Below are 17,576 nucleotides of genomic sequence, written 5' to 3' on the forward strand. Positions count from 1 at the left end.
CGCTCCGCGACCCCTACCGCTCGCAGCTCTCGTGTGGCCGCCCCCCCCCGCCCCCCCGCCCCGACGCCCCGCACCGCCACCCCCCCCCCCCCCCCCCCCCCCCCCCCCCCCCCCCCCCCCCCCCCCCCCCCCCCCCCCCCCCCCCCCCCCGGCTGTCGTCAGGCGCCCAACGCGGCGGTGACGACGGCCTTGGCCTCCTCCTGCACCCGCGCCAGGTGGTCGGGGCCGCGGAAGGACTCGGCGTACACCTTGTAGACGTCCTCGGTGCCCGACGGGCGGGCGGCGAACCAGGCGTTCTCCGTGGTCACCTTGAGCCCGCCGATCGCCGCGTCGTTGCCCGACGCGCGGGTGAGCTTGGCCGTGATCGGCTCGCCGGCCAGCTCGGTCGCCGTCACGTCCTCCGGGGAGAGCTTGCCGAGCGCCGCCTTCTGCTCCCGGGTGGCCGGGGCGTCGATGCGGGCGTAGGCCGACTCCCCGTACCGGGCGGTCAGCTCGGCGTGCAGCTGGGACGGCGAGCTGCCGGTGACCGCCTGGATCTCGCTGGCCAGCAGCGCCAGCAGGATGCCGTCCTTGTCCGTCGTCCACACGCCGCCGTCCCGCCGCAGGAACGAGGCACCCGCGGACTCCTCGCCGCCGAAGCCGACCGACCCGTCGAGCAGGCCGGGGACGAACCACTTGAAGCCGACCGGCACCTCGACCAGCCGCCGGCCCAGGCCGCCGACCACCCGGTCGATGAGGGACGACGACACCAGCGTCTTGCCGACCGCGACCTCGGCACCCCACTCCGGCCGGTGCGCGAACAGGTAGGAGATCGCGACGGCGAGGAAGTGGTTGGGGTTCATCAGCCCGCCGTCGGGGGTCACGATGCCGTGCCGGTCGGCGTCGGCGTCGTTGCCCGTGGCGACCTGGAACTGCTCGCGCTTGCCGATCAGCGAGGCCATGGCCGACGGCGACGAGCAGTCCATCCGGATCCTGCCGTCCCAGTCCAGCGTCATGAACCGCCAGGTCGGGTCCACCAGCGGGTTGACGACGGTCAGGTCGAGGCGGTGCCGCTCGGCGATCGCCGCCCAGTAGTCGACGCTGGCGCCGCCGAGCGGGTCCGCGCCGATGCGCACGCCGACGTCGCGGACCGCGTCGAGGTCGAGCACCGCGGGCAGGTCGTCGACGTAGTCGCCGAGGAAGTCGTGCGCCTGCGCGGCCGCCCGGGCGCGGGCGAAGGGAATCCGCCGCACGCCCTCGAGGTCGTCGCGCAGCAGCTCGTTGGCGCGGGCGGCGATGACCTTGGTGGCGTCGGTGTCGGCCGGGCCGCCGTTGGGCGGGTTGTACTTGAAGCCGCCGTCGCGGGGCGGGTTGTGCGACGGGGTGACGACGATGCCGTCGGCCAGGCCGGACGTCTTGTCGCGGTTGGCGCGCAGGATGGCGTGGCTGACCGCCGGGGTGGGCGTGTACCGGTCGGCGGCATCGACCAGCACGGTCACGTCGTTGGCGACCAGCACCTCCAGCGCCGAGGCCCAGGCCGGCTCGGAGAGGGCGTGGGTGTCGCGGCCGATGAACAGCGGCCCGTCGTAGCCCTGGGCGGTGCGGTACTCGCAGATGGCCTGCGTGGTGGCGATGATGTGCGCCTCGTTGAACGCCCGGTCGAACGCCGATCCGCGGTGCCCGGACGTGCCGAAGGCGACCTGCTGGGCCGGGTCGGCCGGGTCGGGCTCGAGCGTGTAGTACGCGGTGACCAGCGAGGCGACGTCGACCAGGTCGCTGGGGGCGGCCGGCTGTCCGGCGCGGGGGTCGGTCATGCGCCGATCCTGGCCCTGCACCCGCCGCCCCCGCGACCCCGGCCGGCGCAGGGCTCAGACGGAGGAGGCGACGCCGAGGACCAGGAACAGCAGCAGGAACCCCACGCCGACCCAGCCGAGCACGATGCCGGCCGTGGCCATGCCGCCGCCGGTCTCGCCCCGCTCGCGGATCTGCTGCTTCGCGACGTAGCCGAAGACCAGCGCGAGGATGCTGCCGATCCAGTAGAGCCAGAGGATGCCCAGCACCATCGAGGCGATGGCCATCCCGTTGGTGCGCTGCGGCGGCGGGTACGGCCAGCCGTACGGCTGGCCGGAGGTCCCGGGCCAGCCGCTGCCCGGGGGGAGCGGGGCCTGGTACCCGTACGGCTGCGGGTACCCGCCGCCGTAGGGGACGTGTTCCTGCCCCCACGTGGACGGCGGCCCGTACGGGTCACCGGCACCCTGCGGGTGCGCACCTCCGTGTGCCATGTGCTCGCTCCTGGTCCGCTGCGTGTCCGCCCGGGACGGCGGTCCGCGGGCGATCGACGCCCATCGTGACGGGCGGGTCGCCGTGGTGGGGACGCGGCGCGCGGCCCGGCCACCCCGACTGGGGAGGTGCGGGGCTCGCGGAGGACGGGCGACCTACGCGCACCCCCCGTGCTCGTGGTCCCTCCAGTGCCGCCGCCACCGCCTCGAACTCGGGGTCGTACCCGGTGGTGAGGTGACCTGGGAGCCCGACGCCTGGAAGACGAACGGCAGGCGGTCGTCGAGGGTGAGCGCCCGGGGCCGCACGTCGGGCGGCAGCCCGGTGGCACAGCGCGCCGACGTCCCGGCCATCGGGATCCGCGTCGGTCAGGAGTCGACGCGGGCGGTGTCCCGGCGCAGCGCCAGCCCGGCGAGCAGCAGGCCGCTCGCCAGGGCCGCGCCGACGCCCTCGCCGGCCCGCATCCGCAGGTCCAGGAGCGGCTCACGGCCCAGCTCCTGCAGGACCGCTTCGTGCCCGCGCTCCCGGCTGCGCTGCCCCGCGACGAGGTACGGCTGGACGCCGGGCTCCAGCCGCACGGCCACGAGGGCGGCGACCGAGGTGGCGTAGCCGTCGAGCACCACGGCCGACCCGGCCGCCGCCGCGCCCAGGACCACCCCGGCCAGGACGGCGAGCTCGGGGCCGCCCAGCTGGGCGAGCGCCCCCACCGGGTCCCGTGCCAGGCAGGGGTCCGCCCGACGGGCCCGGTCCACGGCCTCGACCACGACCTGCCGCTTGCGCGCGAGGACGGCGGCGTCGGCACCCGCCCCCAGCCCGACGGCGCCGGCCGGGTCGGCGTCGAGGAGGCCGCAGGCGAGGGCCGCTGCCACGGTGGTGTTGCCGACCCCGACCTCGCCCAGGGCGACCAGTCCCGCCGCTGCCACGTCGCGGCCCAGGTCGCGGCCGGCGTCCAGCAACCGCCGGGCGTCGTCCGGCGTCATGGCCGGCCGGTCGACGAGGTCCCCGCGCGGGCCGGCGGGGCGCAGCACCGCGGCACCCGGCGCGGGGTCGCCGGAGACCCCGGCGTCCACGACGCACACGCCCAGGCCGGCGGTCCGGGCTGCGGTGGCTCCCAGCGAGGTGCCGACGACGGAGGCGCGGACCACGTCCCGGGTCACGGCGGGGGAGTAGGCCGACACCCCGCGGCCCGCGACCGGGTGGTCGGCAGCGGCCAGCACCAGGGTGCCGCCGGAGATCGCACCGCCGCCGGCCGCCACGACGCCGTCCACGGCCCGGTCGAGGACGCCGAGCGAGCCCGGCGGGGTGAGCAGCCGGTCGGCGTGGTCCCGGGCGGCGACGACCGCCTGCCGGCCCGGCGCCCGCAGGTGGGACGGCGGCGCGGCCGGGGCCCCGGCGTCGTCGACGGGCCACCGGTCGTGCAGGACGACGTCGGAGAGGGGCAGCCGGCGGGACCAGCCGGCCCGCTCCAGGCCCGGGGCGGGCGGCCGCTCGTCGGGCCAGCCCAGGCACAGCCAGCCCAGGGTCACGACGCCGTCCGGCAGCCCGAGCAGCCCGGCGAGCTCCTCCGGCCGGAACAGGGTCACCCAGCCGAGACCGAGCCCCTCCCCGCGGGCCGCCAGCCACAGGTTCTGGATGGCCGCCGCGCAGCTCCACAGGTCGGCGTCGGGGAAGGTGGCCCGGCCCAGGACGCCGGCCGCCGGGGTGCGCCGGTCGCAGCAGACCACCACCCCGAGAGGAGCCTCCCGGACGCCCTCGAGCTGCAGGTCGAGCAGGCGGCGCGCGGCGTCGGCCTCCAGCTGCGCGGCCTGCCGCAGCCGCTCCCGGTCGGTGAGCACCGCGGCCCAGTCCCGGATGCCGGCGTCCTGCACGACGAGGAACCGCCAGGGCTGGCTGTGGCCCACCGACGGGGCCGCATGGGCCGCGGTCAGGACGCGCTCCAGGACGTCGCCGGGGACGGGATCGGGCCGGAACCGGCGGACGTCGCGGCGCGCACCGATCACCTGGTGCAGCGCGTTCCGGACCTCCTCGCCCATCGCCCAGCCGGCGGGATCGGCCGCCCGCTGCGACGCCGAGGTCCGGTCACCGATCAGCGGCACCGGCCGCGGCCAGTTCTCCGAGCGCACCGTGCCATGGTGCCCGGACCTCCGCCCGATCCCGGGCCGGCCGGCCGCGGTCACCTGTTCGCCGGGCCCGGCTCCTGCCGAGCTCCGCCGTCTTCCCCGTCACCGAGCAGGTGGGGTGGCGGGCCCCGGGACGACGACGGGCGCCGCGGACACGCAGGTCCACGGCGCCCGTCGGACGCGGTCGGGGTCAGTAGCGGAAGCGCTGCACCAGCTCCTGAAGGTCGCCGGACATGCGGGCCAGCTCCTCGGCCGCCTGGCGGGTCTGGGCGACCCCGGCCGTGGTCGCCGACGCGGCGTGGGCCACGCCGCCGATGCTGCCGGCGATCTCGCCGCTGCCGGTCGCCGCCTCGCTGACGCTGCGGTTCATCTCCGCGGTGGTCGCCCCCTGCTCCTCCACCGCGGAGGCGATGGTCAGCTGGAAGTCGTTGATCTGGCTGATGATCCCGGCGATCCCGGTGATCGCCGTCGTGGCGCCGGCGGTGTCGGCCTGGATGGCGTCGACGCGGCGGGCGATGTCCTCGGTGGCCTTCGCCGTCTCCTGGGCCAGCTCCTTGACCTCGTTGGCCACCACCGCGAAGCCCTTGCCCGCCTCCCCGGCGCGGGCGGCCTCGATCGTCGCGTTGAGCGCCAGCAGGTTCGTCTGCTCCGCGATCGAGGTGATGGTCTTGACCACCTCGCCGATCTCCTGGGACGAGACGCCGAGCTTGCTCACCGTCCGGGTCGTCTCCTCGGCGGCCTGGACCGCGGTGCCGGCGACCCGGGCGGCCTCGGAGGCGTTCTGGGCGATCTCGTTGATGGAGGCGCCCATCTCCTCGGAACCGGACGCGACGGTCTGCACGTTGCGGGAGATCTGCTCGGCGGCCGCGGCCACGACGCCGGCCTGGGTGGCGGCCTCCTCCGCGCTGCCGGAGATCGTCTCCGACGACGCGCTGAGCTCCTCCGCCGCGGCGGCGAGGGCCGACGCCGACTCGGCCGTCGAGGACACCGTGCTGCGCAGGCTCTCGGTCGCCTGGTTGAGAGCCGCGGCCATCTGGCCGACCTCGTCGCCGGAGGAGACCTCGACCCGCGCGGTCAGGTCACCGCCGGCCATGGCCACCAGCCCGTCGCGGACTGCGGTCACGGCACGGACGACCAGGCGGACGACGAACCAGCCGAGCGCCAGCGCCGCGGTGAGGCCGATCGCCAGGACGACGAGGATGAGCGTGCGGGCGCTCTCGTAGGTGCGCTGGGCCTCCTGGACCGTGGCCTCCGCGCTGGCCGCCTCGGACTGCTCAAGCCGGGTCAGGGCCTCGTTGAGGGCCACCGCGATCGGCTTGACCTCGGTGGTGCGCAGCTGCAGGTAGGCGTCCATCCGACCGGCCCGGGCGAAGGCGAGCAGCTGGCCGCCGACGATCTCCTCGTAGGCGGTCCAGGACTCGGTGAGGACCTCGACGTCCGCCCGCTGGGCCTCGGTCAGGCCCTCGTCGGCGGCGTAGGTCGCGATCGCGGCGTCCATGGCCTCGACGTCGGCCAGGTACGCCTGGTGCTCGACGTCCTGGGGGCCCTTGGGCAGCAGCTCGTCGGCGAGGGCGTCGACGCGGGTCTGCAGGTAGGCGCGGCGGATCTCGGCCAGCTGCATGGAGGGGACGAGCGCCTCGCTGTGGATCTCCGCGCTGCGCCGCTCGAGTCCGGCGAGCTCGCGCAGGGCCACGAGGCCGATGGTGAGGGCCACGCCGCAGGCCACCGCGACGGCGGTCAGCACCTTGACACGCAGGGGGAGCGCGAGCAGACGGGAGGGGACGGAGAGCCGCACGGGATACCTCGGGAGCCGATGTGATGGGGGCAACCTCGGGTTTCGGCCGGTTCCGTCCGAACTCAACCTGAGACCGTCAAGTCAGGGACGAGTCGCTGCCGTCAGTGCTCCACGCGCTCCAGGAACCGCTTGACCATCTCCAGGAACACCTCGGGCTGCTCCGAGTGCACCCAGTGCCCGGCGTTCTTGACCCGCACCAGCCGGGTGTTCGGGCAGAGCTCCTCCATCCGCTCGCGGTCCTCGGGCAGCACGTACGTCGAGTTCGCCCCGGCGATCCACAGCACCGGCCCGTCGTAGCGGGCGCCGGGCGGCGGCTCGGGGAAGCCGCGCAGCTCGCTCAGGTCGCGTTCGAGCAGCTCGAGGTTCAGCCGCCAGCGCCAGCCGCCGTCGGCCCCCGCCCCCTCGCGCACCAGGCTCTGCAGCAGGAACGAGCGCACCATCCGGCTGGGGACGGCGGCGCGCAGCGCGGCGTCGGCGTCCTCCCGGGTCGTCAGCCGGTCGAGGTCCAGGGCGCGCATCGCGGCGATGTAGGCGGCGAAGGGCGAGGCCTCCTCGTCGGGGTCGTCGGTGCGACCGCCGGAGACCGGGTACTCGACCGGGGCGATGTCGACGACGACCAGCGCGCGCAGCAGCTCGGGGTGGCGCAGCGCCAGCTGCAGCGACACCTTGCCGCCCATCGAGTGCCCGACGAGGGTGACCGGCTCCCCGAACGTGCGCAGCTCCGCGGCGACCAGCTCGGCCATGTCGATGTAGTCGACCCGGTCGGTCCACGGCGAGTGCCCGTGGTTGGGCAGGTCGAGCAGGGTCACCCGGTGGTCGCCGGCGAGGCCCTTGGCGATCGTCGTCCAGTTCTTGCCCTGGCCGAACAGCCCGTGCACGAACACCACCCGCGGCCCGGCGGACCCCAGCGTCCGGGTGTGCAGCCGCTCCTCCTCGTCGGTCACCCGGTCATTCCACCAGAGTCCGCAGGGCCGACGGCCCGGCCGCAAGCCGAGCGGTGGTCAGCGCAGCAGGTCGACAGCACACCGCAGGCCGGGGGCCCGCGAGAGTCGCTCGTCGCCCGTCACCAGCGGGACGTCGAGCAGCTCGGCCAGCGCCACGTACTGCGCGTCGTAGGCGCTGACCGAATTCCGCAGCTCCCACGCCCGCGGCAGCAGCAGCAGGTGGGGATGCCGTTCCAGGGCCAGCTCGGCGTAGTCCTCCAGCGCTGCGGCCCCCCGCGCACCGGTGAGCCGGCCGCCGAGCACCTCGCGCCGGACGACGGAGAGCACCTCGACGTCCGCGAGCTCGGGCGCGTGGACGTCGGAGCCCAGGAGCCGTTCACGCGCCAGGGCACCGGCCGAGCCGTCGTCCACCAGGGCCGGCACGATCACCGACGCATCGGCGACGATCACGTCCTGCCCTGGCGCCCGGCGGCCACGGCGGTCACCGCGTCCTCGAAGGAGAGCCGACCGCCACGACGAGCGGCACGGGCCAGCACCTGCGCCTTGGTCGGCCGCGCGGCGACCGCTTGCAACTCGCGGAGTACGTACTCCGACAGGCTCAAGCCGCTCTCCGCCGCCCGCGCACGCAACGCGGCGTGCAGCTCGTCCGGTACGTGGCGGACCTGCAGCATCTTCGGCACCCCACCACCGTACATGTGCACCACATGCAGCCGCATGTGGTGCACATGCGACACCGGCGTCCGCCCACCTCCCCGTCGGGAGGGTCCGGAGCGCAACCCTGATCCCCCGGCGGGGCGCCACGGGATCGGGTCCGGACCGTCGCACCATCCCCACGGCGGCACGGCCGATCCGCCGTCGCCCGAGGAGAGGAACGCACGCAGATGCCCGGACGGCGCCGCCGGACGACGAGCCGCTCGACCAGCACCACCCGCACCGCGACGACGACCCGCCGGAAGGCGCCCGCCCGCCGGACCGCGACGCCCGCCGCCGAACGGCCGGTCGCCGGCCCGGGGGAACGGGTGTGGGTGCTCGCCGTCCCGTTCCGCGCTCCCGCACCGGGCGCGCAGTGGCGGCCGGACCTGCAGGCCCACGTGTGGATCGGCCGCGAGCTGCCGCCGGAGCTGGCCGCCTACGACCCGCCGCCGTACACCTTCGAGCGCTTCCTCGAGGACGAGCTCAACGAGGCGCCGCGGCCGCTGCCCGAGGCCCGGCAGATGGTCCCGCGCGAGGAGCAGTGCACCGGCGCGGAGGCGGTCGTGGTGTCCGCCGCGGCGGGGCACCGGGTCTTCCTGCTCGGGGACGACCCCGGGGTGGGCAAGACGGGGACCGCCGTCCTGGCCGCCCGGGAGGTCTGCGAGCTGCGCGGCGGTGAGCGCGTCCTCGTCGTCGCCGACCGCCCGGCGGCCATCACCATCCCCCACTGGACCCGCTCGATCGCCGGATTCGGCGACGGCGGGCTGCGCTGGTGCGTCACCACGTGGGACCGGCTGGCCAAGGTGTCGGGACTGCGGTTCGACGTCGTCATCGCCGACGAGGCGCACATGGTCCGGCACACGACGACGCAGCGGTGGAAGCACTGGAAGGCGGTCTCCGGCGGCGGGCGGGCGAAGGACGCGCCGTTCGTCATCGCGGCCACCGCCACCCCGGCGCACACACCGCTCGAGCTGCCCTACCTCGCGCCCCAGTTCGCCCAGCGGCACGGCGAACCGCTGCGCGCCTGGGTGGACCTGCCGGCGAAGCTCGCCGGGCACGGGTTCCACGTGGAACGTGGGCGTTACGGGTGGACGTGGACCGAGGACGTCGACGCCCGCCGCGCCGACCTGGCCCGGCTGCAGGGCTGGCTCGCCGACGGCGACCCGCCCGCGACGCTGCACCGGCCGGCGCCGTGGGGCCCGGTGTCGGTCACCGGGACGCCGGTCTCCCTCACGCCGGCCGAGAGGAGCGCGTACGAGTCGGAGTGGCAGGAGTTCCGCGCCGAGATGCAGCTGGCCCGCAGGGCCCGGCAGACCGCGCGCGGCCGGGCGGCGCTGCTGCGCTTCCGCCAGAAGGCCGGGCTGATCCGCGCGCAGGCCACCGTCGACTGGGTGCGCGCGCAGGTCGAGGCCGAGCGGCAGGTCGCGGTGTCGGTCGAGTTCGTCGAGACGGCGGCCGACCCGATCCGCGAGGCGCTGCTGGACTCGGGGATCGCGGTGTCGTCGATCTACGGCCGGGACCGCTTCGACGTCGAGGCCGAGCGGCTGCGCTTCCAGACGGGGGAGGCGCCGGTGTGCGTCTTCACCGTGACCGCCTCGATCAGCCTGCACGCGGGGGAGCTGCTGCCGTCGGGGCGCACGGCGTCGACAACGCCGCGGGTCGGGCTGTTCCACCAGCCGCGGTTCTCCGGCATCCAGGCCCGCCAGGTCACCGGCCGCACCCACCGCGACGGTCAGGTCTCCCCGTGGCGGGTGGCCTTCGCCGAGGACACCGTGGAGGAGCAGGTGGCCCGCGTGATGGTGGAGCGGCTGGCGGTCAGCGGCTCCACCGCCGGCGCGGACACCTCCGCCCTGCAGGAGATCGCCGAACTGCTGGACGCCGACTGGCTGCCCCCGGTGGCGCTGACCGAGTAGGGACCACCACCCTCCCCCCGCGACCCCGCGTCCGCGCCCCCCTCCGTGTCGATCATGGGGTCGTTGCTCGGCGCCGCGCCGTCGACGGGCGCGTCCACCTGCACCAAGCCCATGATCGACTCCATCCGGGCCGCTCGCGCCGGGCGGCGACCTCAGCCGAGCGCCGCCACGATGCTGGCCAACCCCGCCAGCGCCGACAGCCCGAGGCCGGCGGCCCGGAACCGGCGGGCATCGAGCAGGTGGAACAGCCGGCGGCCGACCACGTGGCCGACGACCGCCGCGGCCAGCAGCACCAGCACCACGTCCGGCCGGAGCGCCTGCCCGGCCCGCCCGGTGGCGGTGAGCACCGCCGCGCCGAGCAGGTTGAGGACGAGGAACAGCGCCGCCAGGGTGTCGCGCATCTCCGCCGGGGGCGTCTGCCGGCGCTCGAGCCAGAGCACCAGCGGCGGACCGTTCGTGCTGGTCGTCGTCGTGAGCAGACCGGCGACCAGCCCCACGCCCAGGGTGACCCACCGGGACGGCCGCGCCCGGCCGGCGTGCGGGCGCCGCAGGACCTGGAGCGCCACGGCGGCGAGCACGCCCACGCCCACCGCGAGCTGCAGCGCCGACTTGCTGACCACGGCGAGCACCAGCACGCCGGCCACGACCCCGGGGACGGCGGCCAGGGTCACCACCCGGACGTCGGCCCACCGGACGGCCGGCCGCGGCCCGCGGCGGACCAGCAGCAGGAGCAGCGTGGTGGCCGTGGCGAGCACCATCAGCGTGGTGACCGCCTCGGTGGGCTCGAGCACGGCCACGATCGCGGGCCCGGCGATGAGCGCGAGCCCGAAGCCGGCGGCGGCCTGCACCGTCGCGCCCGCCAGGACGGCGAGGGACGCGAGCAGCACGCCGGCCATCCTGTCGCACGGGCGGTCCTGCCCCCGACCGGCCGAGCCGACGGGCGGTGCACGGGCTGGGGCGCCGGCAGGCTCAGGGGACGAGGACGGCGCGGCCCAGGACCCGGCCGGCGCGCAGGTCGTCGAGCACCCGCGGCGCGTCGTCCAGCGGGTGCGTGGTCACGGCAGTGACGAGAAGGCCCCGGGCGGCCAGGTCCAGGGCCTGGACCAGCTCCGCGCGCCGGTTGCCGACCGAGGTGACGATCCGCTGCTCGGGCACGACCAGCGCCAGCGGGTCGAGCTCGACCCGGTCGAAGCTGTAGCCGACGTACACGAGGGTGCCGCGCTTGCCGAGGGCGGCCAGTGCGGCGGCGCCGGTCTCCGTGGTGCCGACCAGCTCGAAGACGACGTCCGCGCCGCGGCCGCCGGTGGCCTCCCGGACGGCGGCGGCGACGTCCTCCTGCGAGGCGTCCACGGTCACCGCGGCGCCCAGCTCCCGGGCGAGCGCCAGCCGCTGCGCGCTGCGGGCCACCGCGACCACCCGCGCGCCGGCCTCCCGCAGCACCTGCACCAGGGCCAGCCCCACCCCGCCGACGCCGTACACGACCGCGTCCGCGCCCGACCGCACGCCCGCGACGTCGACCGCGTGCAGCGCCGTCGTCCCGCTGCAGCACAGCGTCGCGGCGGTGGGCAGGTCGACACCGTCCGGCACGGGGACCACCGACGAGGCCGGGACGGCGACCTGCTCGGCGAAGCCGCCGTCGGTGGCGAAGGCCAGGAACCCCAGCGGTGCGTCGCACAGGTGGTCGTCGCCGGCCGTGCACCAGCGGCAGCGGTGGCAGGCGTGCAGGTAGTGGACGGCGACCCGGTCGCCCACCGCCACACCGTCGGCCCCCTCGCCGAGCTCGACGACCACCCCGGCGACCTCGTGGCCGAGGGTGATCGGCGTCCGCGCCGGGGTCAGCAGCCCGTCGAGGAAGTGCAGCTCGGTGCCGCAGACGCCGGCCGCGGCGACGTCGAGCAGCACCTCACCCGGCCCCGGCCGCGGCCGGTCGACCTCCTCGACCAGGAGGGGCTCCCCGGCACCGGAGAAACGCACAGCACGCACGACGACGGCCTCCCTACGCCGGCATGACCCGGACAGGTTCGAACGGTCGGCGGCCCCAGCCGCCCTCTCAGCCCGCTCGGCGCGGGCTCCCGTGATCAGCGGCCGGGACGCTACCCCTCCTCCCGGTGTTACGTTCGGGGGGCACGTGGCACGGGGTGTCCCCCACCGGGGACTGAGAGCACACCCGTCGAACCTGCTCCAGTTCGCACTGGCGAAGGGATGTCACCGGCATGCCGGCCGTCGACCTGCGCGCCGCCCGCGCGGCGCTGTCCGCACGCACCCCCCTGGTGCACTGCCTGACGAACACGGTGGTGCAGACGATCACCGCCAACGCCCTGCTCGCGGCGGGCGCCGCCCCGGCGATGGTGGACGCACCCGAGGAGGCCGGCGACTTCGCCGCGGTCGCCTCCGCGGTGCTGGTCAACGTCGGCACCGTCCACGCGCGCACCGCCGAGGCGATGCGGCTGGCGGCCCGCTCGGCGGGCGCGGCCGGGACGCCGTGGGTGCTCGACCCCGTCGCCGTCGGCGGCCTGGTCTACCGCACCGAGCTGGCCACCGACCTGGTCGCGCTGCGGCCGACCGTGGTCCGCGGCAACGCCTCGGAGGTGATGGCGCTGGCGGGCGCGGGCGCCGGCGGCCGCGGCGTGGACAGCACCGACTCCACGGAGGACGCCGCCAAGGCCGCCGCCGAGCTCGCCGCCCGCACCGGCGGCGTCGTGGCGGTCAGCGGCGAGGTCGACCTCGTCACCGACGGACGGCGGACGGTCCGCGTCGGCGGCGGCTCCCCGCTGCTGACCCGCACCACCGGCGCCGGCTGCGCGCTGGGCGCCCTGGTCGCCGCCTACGTCGCCGCCACCGGCGACCCGCTCGTCGGCACCGTCGCCGCGCACGCGCACGTCGCCGTCGCCGCGGAGCGGGCCGCGCAGGTGGCCGCCGGCCCGGGCAGCTTCGCGCCCGCCTGGCTCGACGCGCTGGACGCCGTCGACGGCGCGGCCCTGGCCGCGGCGGACGTCTCGTGACCGAGCTGGCGAGGTCACGCAGGGGCACAGCACCCGGGCTCATGGGAGCGACGAGCGCCAGCGAGGAGGTCTCGTGAGCCGCCCGTTCGACCCCACCCTCTACCTGGTCACCGACACCGCGCTGTCGCACCCGCGGCCGGTCGCCGACGTCGTCCGCGCCGCGGTGGCCGGCGGCGTCACCGCCGTCCAGGTGCGGGACAAGACCGCCTCCCGCCGCGAGCTGCTGGAGCTCATCCGCGCGGTGCAGGCCGCGCTGGCCGACCGGCCGGACGTCGCCGTGTGGGTCAACGACGCCGTCGACGTCGCCCTGCTCGCCGGCGCGGACGGCGTGCACGTCGGCCAGGACGACCTGCCGCCGGCCGGGGTGCGCGCGCTGCTCGGGCCCGGCCGGCTGCTCGGGTTCAGCGTCTCCTCCGTCGCCGAGCTGGACGTCGCGCGCGCCCTGCCGGCGGGCACGGTCGACCTGGTCGGCATCGGCCCGGTGTGGACCACGCCGACCAAGCCCGACGCCGGCGGCGCCCTCGGCCCGGACGGCGTCCGCGCGCTGGCCGACGCCGCCCGCGCCGCGGGGTTCACCACGGTGGCGATCGGCGGCATCGACGCCGCGCGCGCCGCCGAGGTTGCCGCGACCGGGGTGGACGGCGTGTGCGTGGTCTCGGCCGTGTGCACCGCGCCCGACCCCGCGGACGCCGCCCGCGCGCTGCGGTCCGCGATCGACCGGGGCCGGCTCGCCCAGGTGGTCCGGTGAGCGGGCGGGGGCGGGCGGGGGTCAGCACAGCGCTGACCGTGGCGGGCAGCGACCCCAGCGGCGGCGCCGGCATCCAGGCCGACCTGAAGACCTTCAGCGCCCTGGGCGTCTACGGCACGGCGGTGCTCACCGCGCTGACCGCGCAGAACACCCGCGGCGTCACCGGCGTGCACTGCGTCCCGCCGGAGTTCGTCGCCGAGCAGCTGGCGACGCTGTTCGCCGACGTCGAGGTGCACGCCACCAAACTCGGCATGCTCGGCACCGCCGACGTGGTGCGCGCGGTCGCCGCCGCGCTCGCCGACCGCCCGGCCGGCCCGGTGGTGTGCGACCCGGTCATGGTGGCGACCAGCGGGGACCGGCTCATCGACGACGCCGCCGTCGACGCCGTCCGCGCCGACCTGCTGCCGCTGGCCGACCTGGTCACGCCGAACGTGCCGGAGGCGGCCGTGCTGCTCGACGCGCCCCCGGCCACCGACGTCGACCAGCTGCCCGGCCAGGCGACCGCGCTGCTCGAGCTGGGTCCCCGGGCGGTGCTGCTCAAGGGGGGACACCTCGGTGGGGACGAGAGCGTCGACGTCCTGGCCACCGCGGACGGCGTGACCGTCACCCGCCGACCGCGGGTGGTCACCACGTCGACGCACGGCACCGGCTGCACGCTGTCGTCGGCGCTGGCCGCGCTGGCCGCCCACCACCGCACCGACGACTGGACCCGGCTGGTCGACCCCGCCCGCGACTACCTGCACAGGGCGCTGGAGGCCGGGGCCGGCCTGGGCGTCGGCTCGGGCCACGGCCCGGTGCACCACTTCGCCGGCATCTGGAGGGTGTGGCCGCGTTGATCATCGCCACCCGGCTGCCCGCACCGGCGTGTCGTGCAGCCAGACGCCGATGATCACGGCAGTCAGGCGTCAGCCGGCGGGCTGCTCGTCCGTCGTGATCGGGACGCGGGTGACGCCGTCCGCGGCGGGTGCCGCGCCACCGAGCCGGCGCAGCAGGGCCGCGACGTCCACGCCGGTGAGGTCGCCCGACAGCTGCACCCCCTGGGCGACGTTGGCCGCGACCGAGCGGCCCAGCGACCCCGCGCCGTCGGCGGAGATGACGGTCATCTTGTCCACGCCCGCCAGCGGGGCGGTGGCGGCCTGCACCACCTCCGGCAGCACCTTGACCAGCATCTCGAGGATCGCCGCCTCGCCGTACTTCTGGAAGGCCTCCGACCGGGCGTCGAGCGCCTCGGCCTCGGCCTGACCGCGGGCGAGGATCGCGGCGGCCTCCGCGCTGCCCTCCCGCTCGACCGCGTCGGCTCGCCTGCCGGCGCAGCCGCTCCGCCTCGCCGCGCTCGGCGCCCTCGACCGCCTCGGCCTCGGCCAGCGCCGACCGGCGGGCCCGCTCGCCCTCACCGGACAGCCGCGCCTGATCTCCCGAGGACCAGCGACAGCAGCAGGACGCCGAGGCCCAGCGCACCCACGACGAGGAAGCCCGCCTCCACGCTGTCCCTCTCCGTCGGTGTCCGGCGCTGCACCCTCGCAGCCGGGACCGGGCGTGATCCACAGTTGCTGCACCGGTGCGTCCGTTCCTCACCCCTCCGGAGGACGGGCGACGATGGGGGCGAGCCGGCGGCGAGGACGAGGAGGTGGGGCGTGCGGCGGGAGGCGGGCATCCTGCACCTGGACCTCGACGCCTTCTTCGCCGCGGTCGAGCAGCGCGACAAGCCCTCGCTGCGCGGCCGGCCGGTGGTCGTCGGCGGCACCGGCGGCCGCGGGGTGGTGGCGACGGCGTCCTACGAGGCCCGCGCGTACGGCGCCCGCTCGGCGATGTCCACCGCGGAGGCGCGCCGCCGCTGCCCGTCCGGGACGGCGTTCCTCGGCGGGCGGTTCGCCGCCTACCGCCGCACCTCCGACGTCGTGATGGAGCTGCTGCGCGAGCTGTCCCCGCTGGTCGAGCCCGTGTCGATCGACGAGGCCTACGTCGACCTCGCCGCCGGCACCGGCCTGGACCTGTCCGCGGACGGCGTCACCGGGCTGGCGCGGCGGCTCAAGGCGCGGATCGCCGCGGCGACCGGCGGCGTGACCGGCTCGGTCGGCATCGGGTCGTCGAAGCTCATGGCGAAGATCGCCTCCGACCTCGACAAGCCCGACGGGCTGGTCGTCGTCCCGCCGGGGCGCGAGCTCGAGGTGCTGCACCCGCTGCCGGTGACCCGGCTGGGCGGGGTGGGGCCGGCGACCGCCGAGCGGCTGCACCAGGTGGGCGTGACGACCGTCGCCGACCTGGCCGCGAAGTCGCTGCCGGACCTGGTGGCGCTCGCCGGCCGCGCCCACGGGGCCGGGCTGTACGCGCTGGCCCGCGCCGAGGACGACCGGCGGGTCGTCGCCGAGCGGGAGGCGAAATCGGTCTCGCAGGAGGAGACCTTCGCCCGCGACCTCACCGACCGCGCCGTCCTCGGCCGGTACGTGGACAGCATGGCGGCGCGGGTCGGCAGCCGGCTGCGCGCGGCCGCCTACTCGGGCCGCACGGTGACGCTCAAGCTGCGCCGCTACGACTTCACCACGCTCACCCGCTCGCAGACGCTGCCCCAGCCGACCGACGACCCGCGGGTGATCGCCGCGATCGCGCACCGGCTGCTCGCCGAGGCCGGCACGCAGGGCGGGCTGCGGCTGCTCGGGGTCGGGGTGTCCGGGCTGTCGCTCTACGCCCAGGGCGACCTGTTCGCCGCCGGCGACGACCCGCGACCGGACGACGTCCCGGAGCCGGACGCCGCGCCCGAGGAGGAGCCCGAGCCGCTGACCGCCGAGGCGCGGTGGTGGCCCGGCCAGGACGTGCGGCACGACGAGCTCGGCGCCGGCTGGGTGTGGGGGCGGGGCCTGGGGCGGGTCACCGTGCGCTTCGAGGGCCCGCTGACCCCGCCCGGTCCGGTGCGCACCCTGGCCGCGGACGACCCCGCGCTGCACCCCGCCGAGCCGCCGGACTGGCGGGTCAGCGAGCCAGCGCCAGCCACCCGAACACCGTGAGGTCCCGGCCGACCTGGACGACGAGCCGCACGCCCGAGCGGGTCACCAGGTGGGCCGTGTAGCCGCCGGTGCGGTCGACCTCGACCCGGTCGATCACCGCCCCCGGGTGGTCGGCCAGGGCCGCCGTCGCGACCTGGACGGCGACCTCCACGGGGAGGTCGGGCTCCGCGGGTACGGCGGGGCGCGTCCGCAGCCAGAGGATCCGGCACCCGCTCGTCGTGGCGGCCATGGCGGCCTCCCGTCGTCCGGCGGCCCCCGGTGGACCGCTCGACTGCGACCCTGGTGCCCGCACCTGTGGAGAAGCTGGGTGTCAGGTGCCGGTTCCCTCGGGATCCCGGCCGTCGGCGACGATGGGGGCATGACCGAGCAGAGCGCGTGGGTGCGGATCACGCAGGCGGACCCGGGCCACTCGGCGGCCTACGTGCAGCGGTTCCGGGACCTCGCCGCGCAGGGCTTCGACCTCGCCGGCGAGGCGCGGCTGGTCGACGCGATGCTGCCGCGCGGCTCCCGGGTGCTCGACGCCGGCTGTGGACCGGGCCGGACCGGCGGCTGGCTGGCCCGCGCCGGGCACACCGTCGTCGGGGTCGACGTCGACCCGGTGCTCATCGCCGCGGCCGAGGAGGACCACCCCGGCCCGCGGTGGCTCGTCGGCGACCTCGCCGAGCTGGACCTGCCGGCGCTGGGCATCCCGGAACCGTTCGACGTGATCGTCTCGGCCGGCAACGTGATGGCCTTCCTGGCGCCGGGCACGCGGGTCGCCGTCCTGCGGCGGCTGCGCGCGCACGTGGCACCCGGCGGGCGGGCGGCGATCGGCTTCGGCGCCGGCCGCGGGTACGCCTTCGACCAGTTCCGGGACGACGCCCGCACGGCCGGCTGGGCCGAGGACCTGCTGCTGTCGACCTGGGACCTGCGGCCGTTCACCGCGGAGTCGGACTTCCTGGTCGCCGTCCTGCGCCCCGCCTGAGCGCCTGCTCCAGACCGTCGCGTTCGCGCGATCTCGACCCCCACGAGGCTCCGCGCGTGGGGGATCAAGTGATATGGCCCGCGGCGCCCCCCACCCGGCGCCCCCCCCGCCGGGGCGGGGCTGCACCCGGACCGCCAGC

17 protein-coding genes and 2 riboswitches are annotated in these 17,576 nt (G+C 76.6%); of the genes, 6 read left to right on the forward strand and 11 right to left on the reverse strand.

Annotated features, from left to right (window positions below; all coding sequences use genetic code 11):
• Positions 1-158: 158 nt before the first annotated feature.
• The 7 genes from pgm to ACI78Z_RS23200 all read right to left on the reverse strand — a co-directional run bounded on the left by pgm (position 159) and on the right by ACI78Z_RS23200 (position 7,786).
• A complete protein-coding gene (gene pgm, locus ACI78Z_RS23170) occupies positions 159-1,793 on the reverse strand; it encodes a phosphoglucomutase (alpha-D-glucose-1,6-bisphosphate-dependent) (RefSeq protein ID WP_457038889.1) in 1,635 nt (544 codons plus the stop codon).
• A 54-nt stretch (positions 1,794-1,847) separates the two neighbouring features.
• Positions 1,848-2,261 (reverse strand): DUF4190 domain-containing protein, encoded by a 414-nt coding sequence (locus ACI78Z_RS23175; RefSeq protein ID WP_457038890.1) that lies wholly within the window; start codon positions 2,259-2,261, stop codon positions 1,848-1,850.
• Positions 2,262-2,624: 363 nt separating this feature from the next.
• A complete protein-coding gene (gene bluB / locus ACI78Z_RS23180; RefSeq protein WP_457038891.1) occupies positions 2,625-4,379 on the reverse strand; it encodes a 5,6-dimethylbenzimidazole synthase in 1,755 nt (584 codons plus the stop codon).
• A gap of 187 nt (positions 4,380-4,566) precedes the next feature.
• Complete coding sequence (locus ACI78Z_RS23185; RefSeq protein ID WP_457038892.1) at positions 4,567-6,171, reverse strand: methyl-accepting chemotaxis protein; 1,605 nt, start codon at positions 6,169-6,171, stop codon at positions 4,567-4,569.
• A gap of 101 nt (positions 6,172-6,272) precedes the next feature.
• Complete coding sequence (locus ACI78Z_RS23190; RefSeq protein ID WP_457038893.1) at positions 6,273-7,115, reverse strand: alpha/beta fold hydrolase; 843 nt, start codon at positions 7,113-7,115, stop codon at positions 6,273-6,275.
• 57 nt (positions 7,116-7,172) lie between these two features.
• Positions 7,173-7,565 (reverse strand): type II toxin-antitoxin system VapC family toxin, encoded by a 393-nt coding sequence (locus ACI78Z_RS23195; protein ID WP_457038894.1) that lies wholly within the window; start codon positions 7,563-7,565, stop codon positions 7,173-7,175.
• Positions 7,562-7,786, reverse strand: a complete 225-nt coding sequence (locus ACI78Z_RS23200; RefSeq protein ID WP_457038905.1) for a FitA-like ribbon-helix-helix domain-containing protein — start codon at positions 7,784-7,786, stop codon at positions 7,562-7,564. The genes ACI78Z_RS23195 and ACI78Z_RS23200 overlap by 4 nt, the downstream gene beginning before the upstream one ends.
• A 210-nt stretch (positions 7,787-7,996) precedes the next feature.
• On the opposite strand from ACI78Z_RS23200, the gene ACI78Z_RS23205 reads away from it, so the two are divergent.
• Positions 7,997-9,721: a helicase gene (locus ACI78Z_RS23205; RefSeq protein ID WP_457038895.1), complete on the forward strand. Its 1,725-nt coding sequence runs from the start codon at positions 7,997-7,999 to the stop codon at positions 9,719-9,721.
• A 152-nt stretch (positions 9,722-9,873) separates the two neighbouring features.
• Here the strand turns inward: ACI78Z_RS23205 and ACI78Z_RS23210 are convergent, their stop codons facing one another.
• Together ACI78Z_RS23210 and ACI78Z_RS23215 are read right to left on the reverse strand one after the other, a co-directional pair.
• Positions 9,874-10,608: a TSUP family transporter gene (locus ACI78Z_RS23210; RefSeq protein ID WP_457038896.1), complete on the reverse strand. Its 735-nt coding sequence runs from the start codon at positions 10,606-10,608 to the stop codon at positions 9,874-9,876.
• Between the two features lie 82 nt (positions 10,609-10,690).
• Positions 10,691-11,704 (reverse strand): alcohol dehydrogenase catalytic domain-containing protein, encoded by a 1,014-nt coding sequence (locus tag ACI78Z_RS23215; protein ID WP_457038897.1) that lies wholly within the window; start codon positions 11,702-11,704, stop codon positions 10,691-10,693.
• Positions 11,698-11,807, reverse strand: a riboswitch (TPP riboswitch). Its footprint overlaps the gene before it by 7 nt.
• A gap of 38 nt (positions 11,808-11,845) precedes the next feature.
• Positions 11,846-11,941, forward strand: a riboswitch (TPP riboswitch).
• Between ACI78Z_RS23215 and thiM the strand changes: the two genes are divergently transcribed.
• The 3 genes from thiM (at position 11,935) to thiD (ending at position 14,307) form a co-directional block, all read left to right on the forward strand.
• Positions 11,935-12,723, forward strand: a complete 789-nt coding sequence (gene thiM, locus ACI78Z_RS23220; RefSeq protein ID WP_457038898.1) for a hydroxyethylthiazole kinase — start codon at positions 11,935-11,937, stop codon at positions 12,721-12,723. (Overlaps the previous riboswitch by 7 nt.)
• 73 nt (positions 12,724-12,796) lie before the next feature.
• Complete coding sequence (thiE, locus tag ACI78Z_RS23225; RefSeq protein WP_457038899.1) at positions 12,797-13,471, forward strand: thiamine phosphate synthase; 675 nt, start codon at positions 12,797-12,799, stop codon at positions 13,469-13,471.
• The gene (thiD, locus tag ACI78Z_RS23230; protein ID WP_457038900.1) at positions 13,468-14,307 is read left to right on the forward strand and encodes a bifunctional hydroxymethylpyrimidine kinase/phosphomethylpyrimidine kinase; all 840 of its coding nucleotides are present in this window, start codon (positions 13,468-13,470) and stop codon (positions 14,305-14,307) included. Before thiE ends, thiD begins: the two co-directional genes overlap by 4 nt.
• Before the next feature lie 69 nt (positions 14,308-14,376).
• Here the strand turns inward: thiD and ACI78Z_RS23235 are convergent, their stop codons facing one another.
• Positions 14,377-14,865: a flotillin domain-containing protein gene (locus ACI78Z_RS23235; protein ID WP_457038901.1), complete on the reverse strand. Its 489-nt coding sequence runs from the start codon at positions 14,863-14,865 to the stop codon at positions 14,377-14,379.
• 240 nt (positions 14,866-15,105) lie between these two features.
• On the opposite strand from ACI78Z_RS23235, the gene ACI78Z_RS23240 reads away from it, so the two are divergent.
• The gene (locus ACI78Z_RS23240) at positions 15,106-16,473 is read left to right on the forward strand and encodes a DNA polymerase IV (protein WP_457038902.1); all 1,368 of its coding nucleotides are present in this window, start codon (positions 15,106-15,108) and stop codon (positions 16,471-16,473) included.
• Here the strand turns inward: ACI78Z_RS23240 and ACI78Z_RS23245 are convergent.
• Positions 16,439-16,702: a hypothetical protein gene (locus tag ACI78Z_RS23245; RefSeq protein WP_457038903.1), complete on the reverse strand. Its 264-nt coding sequence runs from the start codon at positions 16,700-16,702 to the stop codon at positions 16,439-16,441. The genes ACI78Z_RS23240 and ACI78Z_RS23245 overlap by 35 nt on opposite strands.
• A 129-nt stretch (positions 16,703-16,831) precedes the next feature.
• Here ACI78Z_RS23245 and ACI78Z_RS23250 point away from each other — a divergent pair, with 129 nt between their 5' ends.
• Positions 16,832-17,437 (forward strand): class I SAM-dependent methyltransferase, encoded by a 606-nt coding sequence (locus tag ACI78Z_RS23250; RefSeq protein WP_457038904.1) that lies wholly within the window; start codon positions 16,832-16,834, stop codon positions 17,435-17,437.
• The last annotated feature ends 139 nt before the right edge of the window (positions 17,438-17,576 follow it).

This window comes from Geodermatophilus sp. SYSU D01176, assembly GCF_054050015.1.